An 8835-nucleotide genomic window follows, 5' to 3' on the forward strand; every position below is an offset into this window, starting at 1 on the left:
CAGAAAGACTTAATCAGCATTGTCTGAAAGATGCCCGCCTTCCAGCCCAAACTGCACGAAAGAAAAGTAATAAGCCATATACGAAGTAAACATTTTGTAAGTACACCCGTTTTAGTTCCACGCACTTTTTGAGGTTTCTGGTTTTTCAGCCATCAGCCGATACTCTTCCGGCGTCAGGTTATTCAGGGACTCATGAGGTCGCTCGCTGTTATATTCCATCAACCAGCGCTCAGTAATTTCCCGTGCTTCATTCAGTGTTCTGAACAGATAAAAATCCAGGATTTCTGTCCGGTACGTCAGGTTAAAACGCTCGATAAAGGCATTCTGTGTCGGTTTGCCTGGTTTAATAAATTCCAGCACCACACCATGGTCTTCGGCCCATTGCGCCAGCGCAAGTGAGACCAGTTCTGGCCCGTTGTCCATACGCATCTTCAGCGGATATCCACGGTTTGCCACTATCCTGTCCAGCACCCTGACGACCCGTTGAGCCGGAATATTCAGGTCGATTTCTATCGCCAGGGCTTCGCGATTAAAATCATCCACCACATTAAAGGTACGGAAGCGCCGGCCACAGACCAGCGCATCGTGCATAAAATCGATGGACCAGCTTTGATTAAGCGCTTCCGGCATTATCAACGGAGCCGGATTGCGTACCGGCAGACGTTGTTTACCCTTACGACGAAAATTCAGTTTCAGCAGGCAGTAAATCCGGTGAACACGCTTATGGTTCCAGGTGTGCCCCTGCCTGTGCAGAAGCTGGAACAGCTTCTTAAAACCGTATCGCGGATAGCGCTCCGCCAGCTCAGTCAGTGCCTGGATCACCCGTTCATTGTGCCGGGTATCGGGCTGGTAAAAATAAACCGTCCTGCTCAGCGATAACATCCTGCATGCCTGACGTACACTCATCGAAAACACCTCTTTCAGATAGCTGACGAGTTCACGCTTTATCGCTGGCTTTAAAGCTTTTTTTCGATGACGTCTTTTAGTGCGCGGTTTTCCAGACTCAGGTCGGCAAACATCTGTTTTAGGCGGCGGTTTTCGTCCTCAAGATCTTTCATCTTTTTGATATCAGAGGCTTCCATCCCGCCAAACTTCGCTTTCCAGTTGTAGTAAGAGGCCTCAGAGATACCCGCTTCGCGGCAGACATCTTTGACGGTGCGTCCGGCTTCGACGGACTTCAGCACAGCGATGATCTGGTGTTCGGTGAATCGTGCTTTACGCATGGCGATCTCCTCGGGAACATAATCAGTATGTCGGAAGATCTCTAAAAGTGAATGGTTCGGTTAAGCGGGATACTTACAAGCGGAATAAAATATTTTACTGATTACCTACCTCAGGCCATCAGCTCTCTGCCCGGTGAACGAATCGAACTGGATGATTTGGTGAAGTACATTACCCAAATTACCTCAAATATTACATAGATAATTTGTCGGCTCATTCACTGCCTACGCAGTCTGCATCGCTACAGATAACTTTCACCTAGACGATGAGATACCTACTCTGAAAGCGGCCAAGATTCACCTGTTAATTACATGGAAAACAAGTTGTCTTAGCCACTCATCTTACAGTCCGGAATACCAAAGTGTGGGTCTGGAGTGAACTAATCTTTGAAAACATATTACCAGTGCTTAATAATTGAATCTCCGATCCCTGCAATATGTTCGTTAAGTTCATTCATGGATGAATGAGTATTGGTAATATAGAGAATAACTATTCGGGATGGTTTTCCTCTGGGCCCCAACAATGCAACGATGCCACGAGAGCCGTGTTCACCTGCTCCTGTTTTATCCGCTATCATCCAGCCAGCTGGCAGTACAGAGCGGAACAGAGGCCCGCCAACTTTATCTTCCTGCATCCACGTTATTAATTTTTGCTGTGATGCTATCTTGAGGAGACTCCCATTTAACAATTTTCGTAACGTCTGAGCCATTGCAGCCGGAGTGGTAGTATCACGCTCATCGCCAGGTAGCGCTTCATTCAGGCTGGGTTCGTGTCGATCTAGCCGTGTATAATTATCACCAGTGCTTCGCACAAATTGGGTTAATCCCTCCGGCCCGCCAATTGTTGATAGCAATAAATTTGCAGCAGTATTATCACTGGTGGTAATGGCAGCATTACATAATTCAGAAACCGACATTCCATCTGCAAGGTGCAGACTGGTTACTGGTGAATAGTCATCCAGGTCATGCTCATTATAGGTAATTCTGCGTTCAAGCTGTTCAAGCCCTTTATCAACGCGTGCTAATACTGCCCCACATAACAAAACTTTGAATGTGCTCATCATAGGGAAGCGTTCTTCATGGCGATGACTACCCAGTACCTTTCCGGATAAAAAGTCTATTTCAGTAAAACCAACCCGACCTTTGATATGGTCTTCTGTGGTTTGTATTGTATCAGTGATATTGACTGGTGTAGATAGTGCTGGCGTGCACATTCCAGCCAGCAAGGGGATTATCATAAGTCGAATCATTTTCATATTAGTATCCTTTATTTTGCATGTTAAATTAATGTGTTAAAAGTTAAATACTGAGCCAACAGGACCTCTTCGGCCAGACTGTTGGTGCACTTTCGGACCATGTGAAGCATCTGATGCAACCTCAACCCGAAATACACGTCACTCTGCATCATTCTGATTACTGCCCTGGCAACCTGAGGGTCCTATCAGAACTGGTATGTTATGCCCATTATCAAAGCATCTTCGTTATTCTGAGTGAACTTTTGGCAGCCCCGTGATGTTGTTGAATTTGTAAGCAATATTCAGGTTCAGGTTAGAATTCAGGCAATACGTGATACCTGTCGTCACATAGTGAGTTGCCCAGGCAGTCTTACTATCGATTATCGAGTTTGCCCCAATATACCCAGGGAAATACATTACAGGTGTTGTTCTGCGAGGAGCCGGGTTCTGGCGAAATCCGGGCACATTTCCGCTGACAGCACCCGTTTTTTATGGAGTCAGATGCTGCCACCCGACCCGTTATGAAGCCGGACTGATGCGTTCCCCGGGGGCTGCTTTTAACAGGAGCGGGATAAGGCTGTTCGTTTCACGCGTTAAGGCTGAGAACATATCCAGATCCACTTTTGTCACAGAGACAAAGATCCCCGTTTTTTCGCCGGGGACCAAAACCATATAACTCATAAAACCGCCGCCACCACCGGTTTTCTGGATCATTACCGGGGAGTCAACCGAAGGCTGGATAAAGACCCAACCCATTCCCAGCCCCTGCGCTTTCCCTGCTAAATCCAGACCCGTAATGGATTTGAGTTGCTGTCTCTGCACGTACATTGCCTGCTGAACGGCTCTGAGCGCTGGCTTTTCAGGATGACGGATATTCAACAGATGCTGCATCCAGCTCGCCATGTCCCTTGCGGTGGAATACATCCCGCCGTTGCCGGCGGCTGCCGTTGTATCCGTGCAGGGACCGGCAGGATCGATGCCAGAGCCTTCCATGAGCCGCTGACACTGAGCGCTGTCAGGCTGGGTGGTGGTGTCTTTCATGCCCAGCGGGCCCGTCACATTTTCCCGCATAAGCTGCAGGTAGGGTTTTTTACCTGCAGCTTCCATAGCATCGGCCAGCAGATCGTATCCCACATTAGAATACTGCGCCTGTTCCCACGGCGCGGTCAGGGTCGGCTTCTGATTCAGCCAGTTCCAGCGGGCAGGCCTGTCCGGCCACGTGAACGGAGCTGAGCCGGCTGGTGCCTGACCCGGGATAAGTCGCGGCAGCCCGCTGGTATGTGTGGCAAGCGAAATCAGGGTAACGGGATTGCCGCGGCTCACCTCAGGTACTGTCATCCCCGGGGGAGCATACTTCTGAAGCGTGTCGGTCAGCCTGAGCGCTCCCTTATCGGCAAGCTTAACCAGCAGCTCTGAGGCCAGAATTTTTGACATAGAGCCGACCCGAAGCAGCGAGTCGGGCGTGGGGCTGGTATGGTTGCCTTTAGCCGTTTCACCATAGGCACGATATGTCACCTGACCATTCTGAATAATGGCCATGACCATAGCCGGAGGATTAGTGTCATGAAATATCTGTGCAGATTTCTCAGCAATTTGCTGCTCGGTCGTCATCTGGCCAGCATTGGCATAACTGGCGGCCAGCAGGCTGGCCACGGCCAGAAACAGTGATTTTCTCTTCATCCAGGTTTCCCTAATAAATATTGTTCAGTGAGCTGATTACCGAGATGTTAATGAATACTTTGGGATGCATTCATTGTGTTAATCCGCAGATAAATGCGAATAATCGCCAGCCGCAAATAAAAATTTAAAGCCCGGTTTAATTAATTATAAATTTCGCAATAAATAACAAGTATGTCGCACCGGTCAGGAAGCGGGATTATGTTGATAATCTTGAATGCTGGCAAACGATAAAAATTTGTATTAATTTAAAGAAAATCTAAAGGATGTCCTATGCGAAAAAAACCTCCCCTGAAGGCCCTCAAATCTTTTGAGGCTGCCGCCAGACACCTCAGCTTTACCCGGGCCGCGAAAGAGCTTTTCGTTACCCCAGCCGCCGTCAGCCAGCAAATCAGAATTCTTGAGGAGCGTCTGGGTATCACGCTTTTCAGACGACAGTCCCGCAGTCTGGAGCTCACAGAGGAAGCCGCGATCCTCTATGGCGGACTGCACGAGGCGTTTCGGACAATAGAAAATATTTATCATAAGTTTGAAGGCGGGGAATATAAGGAAGTCCTGTCGCTGGGCTGTGTAGGCACGTTTGCCCTTGGCTGGCTTGAGGCCAGGCTGGGGCGTTTCCAGACGCTTCATCCCCATGTGGATGTCCGTCTGCGTATTAACAATAATATCGTCAATATTGCTGCAGAGGGGCTCGATCTGGCTATCAGGTTTGGTACCGGGATATGGCCCTCAACCAATAATGAAAAAATATTCGACGCGCCGTTTGGCGTGCTATGCGACCCGGAAATGGCCGGGCGGCTTCGCGCACCACGTGATTTGCTGAACGAGAGGCTGCTCCGTTCTTACCGGATCAATGAATGGGAAGACTGGTTCCGTGAGGCCGGCGAGGACGTTGCTGTCATCAGCGGTACGGTCTATGACTCGTCAGGACTGATGATCCAGACCGTTATACATTCCGGCGGCGCGGCGCTGGTTCCCCTGAAAATGTTTACACGGGAGCTCACATCCGGGCAGGTTGTGCAGCCCTTCGAAACTGAGGTCAACGCCGGCAGCTACTGGCTGACATATTCTAAATCCAGAATCATGCGCCCTGTGGTCAAAACCTTCAGGAGCTGGCTTCTGAGCGAAGCGCTGTTGTTTGAATAAACGTATACTCAGACTGCCCGGGCACGTTCTCTTAAAGCATGGGAAGGCCTTGATGCCTGGTGATTAAAGTAATACGACGCCTGTCTTAGACGAAGCTTAGAGCCTTATCTGGTACGAGGCTACGGTGGCGGCTATCCGATAAGCTCCTAAATATCACGCCACGTTCGATACACCAGACGTTCATACAGCGTAAGAAAAATTAACGATTACTACCGATGTATAGTTAGATTGTTTCCAATCCTGTCTTGCTCTGTTAATGCCAGGATTCTGTTTACACACTCAGTAACTGTTAATTTCGCTGTATCAAGTTGAATATGTTCCCTGTACCATCGTTCATAGTGACGGCTTTGCACTTTTCCCCAGTCAGGTACAGTCAAACCGGGAATATCTGAAACTCTGTTTTCCACTCGATGCCGATGCTGTTCTTTGTCCGAACAAATTATTTCAATTTCTATGAATGGAATTTCCAGTGATATAGCTATATCACGAAAAGCATCACGCACAAGATTAATATCATTAACCGAATCTGTCACCACCGTTGACCCTAGCTTAAGATTCTCACGTGCTAATGCATATATGACAAAATACCCTTCAGGCCCGGGCTTTCTCTCTGTTTCAAACGCCGAAAGAATGGCCTGCTCTACAGTATCCACCCGTAAATACACAGCGCTCAATTTTTCGCACAACATTTTTGCTACAGTACTTTTTCCAGAACCCGGCAACCCGTTCATAATTATCAGCATAATTTTCCCTTTTGGAATACATTTGAGGAGTTACTATTAAAAATAAAATACACATAAATGGTTCAATTCACAATTGAGTGAGATGTTTGTTGTACCATGGTATAAATATCCTTAGTGTGCCTCCCCAGAATACTCCATCATTCAGTCCGGTGAGCCCACCCATTAGCAGACAGAAGCTCGCTGACGCCGCAAGGCCAGGCTGAAGGAAGAGGGCTGAAGTAAGAATGAATTTTGTACAAAAAGTAATAACGATCATGCCCAGCGTCAGCGGCGTCCCGGCCCTGATAACCGTACCTGGGTTGCCTGAATCCTGCAGGGGAGTTTGTGCCCCCCACATCCAGTAGCCGAGTGCTCCTCCCGCGAGTAATCCTGCGACCATCATGGTGAGACTTACTCCTGCCCTTTCTGTTTCAGTCATAACTCCGTAGCCTCCCCAGACAAGAAACAGTACAGGGAGCAAAAAAAGCCGTCCGATTTTCATCTCTCTGTCATAAAGGGCGGCAAAACCACGGCGAAGTAAAAAAATCAGCAGGAGCCAGACCCAGAACGGTACATGAAGTAAAAATTCAGACAGGTTCATCGTTTTTCCTTTTCGCTTAATGATGATTACATTTAGCCGCAGAGAATGGCTCCAGCGTTTTACTTGATTGCCCGAAGGTTATTTTCCTTTTTTGTGCCCGGACGGAGGAGTTTATTCAACCTGCGTTGTTGCCATGACTTAAGCCGATCATGAATAACAAACACCCTGCCCCCCCTGAACATAACCAGAGTGCACCATATGGCCGTCACTACAAGGGACCAGTAACTTTCCGGAGTAAGCAGATAGTTTATAACCATCATTGCGGTGCATGTCAGAAGAGCCCTTGTTAGTATCCGCCAAAACGTCATTTCCCGGGCAACCTGGGCTCTGGCATCACTGATACGTTCATCCAGCGTGTTAACGGCATCCCCGGCCTCTTCCAGGAGCTCAGATACGCTGACGTCAAAGGCTGAGGCAAGCGCACTCAACGTTTCAAGACCAGGTTTCTTCCCTTTTTCAGTACGCTGAACCGTTCTGACTGAAAGCGAGGCGACTTCTGCCAGCTGCTCCTGAGACCAGGCCTTCTTCAGGCGAAGGGCTTTCACTTTCTCTGCGACGGTCATCGATAACCTCATATCTGGTGTATGTTGGTAGCGGCTAAGATATTCGCATTTCCTACCGGCACAGTACACGACACGGGCCTGACAGTAAGACGACACAAACGAGACAGGTGCAGACCGAATGACAGGATGAGCCTGTATCACAGACTTACTCTTCAAAAATAACGGTATCTCCGCAGGCGACAGGATGCGTGTTCCTGAGCCACAGTTTTCCCCATCTTCCTGTGCAGTGGCAGCCCAGCAGTTGCTCAGGTGCGATCTCACGCAAAAAAGCTTTCAGCCTTATCAGCCTGAGCGGTGATGCTGCCCGCAGATGAAATCCCCCGATAAGGGCGTACACGCGTTTTTCCCCCGTAATGTTCATGCAGTGGCGAACGGTGTTCTCCAGCCCACGATGGCCACACCCGGTTATAATGACCAGCCCGCGTGATGAGCACCAGATAAGCACACCCTCATCAGACACATAATCAGGCGTGGCGTTCCTGTAATCGGTATAACCCCAAGGCTTCGGGCTTTCCACGGGGATTTCACCACTCCAGACAAAACGTCCTGCCACGACCCGCGGGATTTTACTGTACTCCACGTTAAGTCCGCGAAAACGCTCCACGACCGAAAGTTTCTTAAGAGGAATGACCTTTCCTGGAAGCCTGACGGCGGCATACCTTTCCTGTAAAATGCCGGGATGACAGATAATCCTCGTCCCGGGGGCAAGAGACGTTATTCCGCCGCAGTGATCGTAATGCCCGTGGGATAATACAACCGCGTCCAGGTCTGTCAGCGGCTCGTTGATCAGCCTGGCGTTGCGAACAACGGTTTCATCCGCACCGGAGTCAAACAGTATCCGGCTCTCTCCGTCGTCCAGAAGAATGGAGAGGCCTGCACGGGCCTGCATTCCTGCAGCCGCGTGCGGGGAAAGATGGTTTTCGACCAGAATGGTCATTTTGAGTGTCACAGCTTAGTTCTCCCTTCGAAGGTAATTACCCAATAATCCTGACAGCAGACCTGTTTCCTGGTCCAGAGCAGCATTCTTCTCACTGCAGCAGATAAAGACTTATCAGCATGCCAGTCCGCCATATCCTGCTCCCCGAAAGCAGCCAGATTTCTGCAGAGATAACGAAAATGAATGAGGCTGTCAGAACGATATCCACCCTGTTCAAAAAAAATAATTACCCGCCTTAAAACCTGCGCTTATATTCATTACAGAGTACATCCCGCTGCGTCACCTGTTTAAATAACACTGAAATGGAAAGGGATTAATGACTATAACGTCACTAAATAGTGATAGTGTACTCATGGAAAGACCTCACAGGACAAATAATGCAATTACGAAAAAGAGCGCTTGCTGCCGGAATTCTCGTACCCGCAATCCTGACTACACTGCTGTCGTCAGTCATGGCCTGGCGCCAGCTGAGCAGAGACACGGCCGTCACGGCAGACATACTGATGAGTCAGGTCGACCACGTAACACCCATTGCCCGCTGACCTGCTCCCCGTTGATTAATACACACCGATGTTAGTAATGTCTTCATAAGCCACATGAGGACATCCCCATGAAGAAGCGTTTTTCCGACGAATAGATCATCAGTATCCTCCGCGAGGCTGAAGCCGGGGTTTCTGCCCGTGAGCTCTGCCGTAAGCACGCCATTTCCGACGCCACCTTTTACACCTGGCGTA

The 8835-nt window shown here is 49.1% G+C and carries 9 protein-coding genes; 2 read left to right on the top strand and 7 right to left on the bottom strand.

What is annotated here, in order from left to right; genetic code table 11:
• Nucleotides 1–111: 111 nt before the first annotated feature.
• The 3 genes from A936_RS17470 to ampH form a co-directional block, all read right to left on the bottom strand.
• Nucleotides 112–1223 (bottom strand): IS3 family transposase gene (locus tag A936_RS17470; protein ID WP_157141433.1). Its coding sequence is split into 2 segments (ribosomal slippage): nucleotides 112–962 and nucleotides 962–1223, totalling 1113 coding nucleotides; the frame shifts between segments, so codons are not numbered across the junction.
• A 395-nt stretch (nucleotides 1224–1618) separates the two neighbouring features.
• Nucleotides 1619–2476 carry an LAP family class A beta-lactamase gene (gene blaLAP, locus A936_RS17480; RefSeq protein ID WP_008460137.1) on the bottom strand — a complete coding sequence of 286 codons (858 nt, stop codon included), beginning with the start codon at nucleotides 2474–2476 and terminating at the stop codon, nucleotides 1619–1621.
• Nucleotides 2477–2974: 498 nt separating this feature from the next.
• Complete coding sequence (gene ampH, locus A936_RS17485; protein ID WP_008460138.1) at nucleotides 2975–4135, bottom strand: D-alanyl-D-alanine-carboxypeptidase/endopeptidase AmpH; 1161 nt, start codon at nucleotides 4133–4135, stop codon at nucleotides 2975–2977.
• 270 nt (nucleotides 4136–4405) lie between these two features.
• Between ampH and A936_RS17490 the strand changes: the two genes are divergently transcribed.
• The gene (locus A936_RS17490; protein WP_008460139.1) at nucleotides 4406–5278 is read left to right on the top strand and encodes a LysR family transcriptional regulator; all 873 of its coding nucleotides are present in this window, start codon (nucleotides 4406–4408) and stop codon (nucleotides 5276–5278) included.
• Nucleotides 5279–5487: 209 nt separating this feature from the next.
• Here the strand turns inward: A936_RS17490 and A936_RS17495 are convergent, their stop codons facing one another.
• From A936_RS17495 to A936_RS17510, 4 genes are all read right to left on the bottom strand, one after another.
• Entirely contained in the window at nucleotides 5488–6021 is a 534-nt protein-coding gene (locus A936_RS17495; protein ID WP_008460140.1) for a P-loop nucleotide/nucleoside kinase family protein, read from the bottom strand.
• A 67-nt stretch (nucleotides 6022–6088) separates the two neighbouring features.
• The gene (locus A936_RS17500) at nucleotides 6089–6601 is read right to left on the bottom strand and encodes a DUF6622 family protein (protein ID WP_008460141.1); all 513 of its coding nucleotides are present in this window, start codon (nucleotides 6599–6601) and stop codon (nucleotides 6089–6091) included.
• Nucleotides 6602–6660: 59 nt separating this feature from the next.
• A complete protein-coding gene (locus A936_RS17505) occupies nucleotides 6661–7164 on the bottom strand; it encodes a helix-turn-helix domain-containing protein (protein WP_008460142.1) in 504 nt (167 codons plus the stop codon).
• Between the two features lie 145 nt (nucleotides 7165–7309).
• Nucleotides 7310–8113, bottom strand: coding sequence for an MBL fold metallo-hydrolase (locus A936_RS17510; protein ID WP_008460143.1), 804 nt, complete (start codon nucleotides 8111–8113; stop codon nucleotides 7310–7312).
• Between the two features lie 625 nt (nucleotides 8114–8738).
• On the opposite strand from A936_RS17510, the gene A936_RS22965 reads away from it, so the two are divergent.
• Nucleotides 8739–8835 (top strand): transposase (locus A936_RS22965; protein WP_237717593.1); only part of this gene is annotated, 97 nt, incomplete at its 3' end.

The organism is Enterobacter sp. Ag1 (assembly GCA_000277545.1).
Classification (GTDB): Bacteria; Pseudomonadota; Gammaproteobacteria; order Enterobacterales; family Enterobacteriaceae; genus Cedecea.

Excerpts from the sequence above, each read along its gene's own strand:
- blaLAP (WP_008460137.1), bottom strand. The coding sequence starts at position 2,476 with ATGAAAATGATTCGACTTATGATAATCCCCTTGCTGGCTGGAATGTGC.
- ampH (WP_008460138.1), bottom strand. The coding sequence starts at position 4,135 with ATGAAGAGAAAATCACTGTTTCTGGCCGTGGCCAGCCTGCTGGCCGCC.
- A936_RS17505 (WP_008460142.1), bottom strand. The coding sequence starts at position 7,164 with ATGACCGTCGCAGAGAAAGTGAAAGCCCTTCGCCTGAAGAAGGCCTGG.
- A936_RS17500 (WP_008460141.1), bottom strand. The coding sequence starts at position 6,601 with ATGAACCTGTCTGAATTTTTACTTCATGTACCGTTCTGGGTCTGGCTC.
- A936_RS17490 (WP_008460139.1), top strand. The coding sequence starts at position 4,406 with ATGCGAAAAAAACCTCCCCTGAAGGCCCTCAAATCTTTTGAGGCTGCC.
- A936_RS17495 (WP_008460140.1), bottom strand. The coding sequence starts at position 6,021 with ATGCTGATAATTATGAACGGGTTGCCGGGTTCTGGAAAAAGTACTGTA.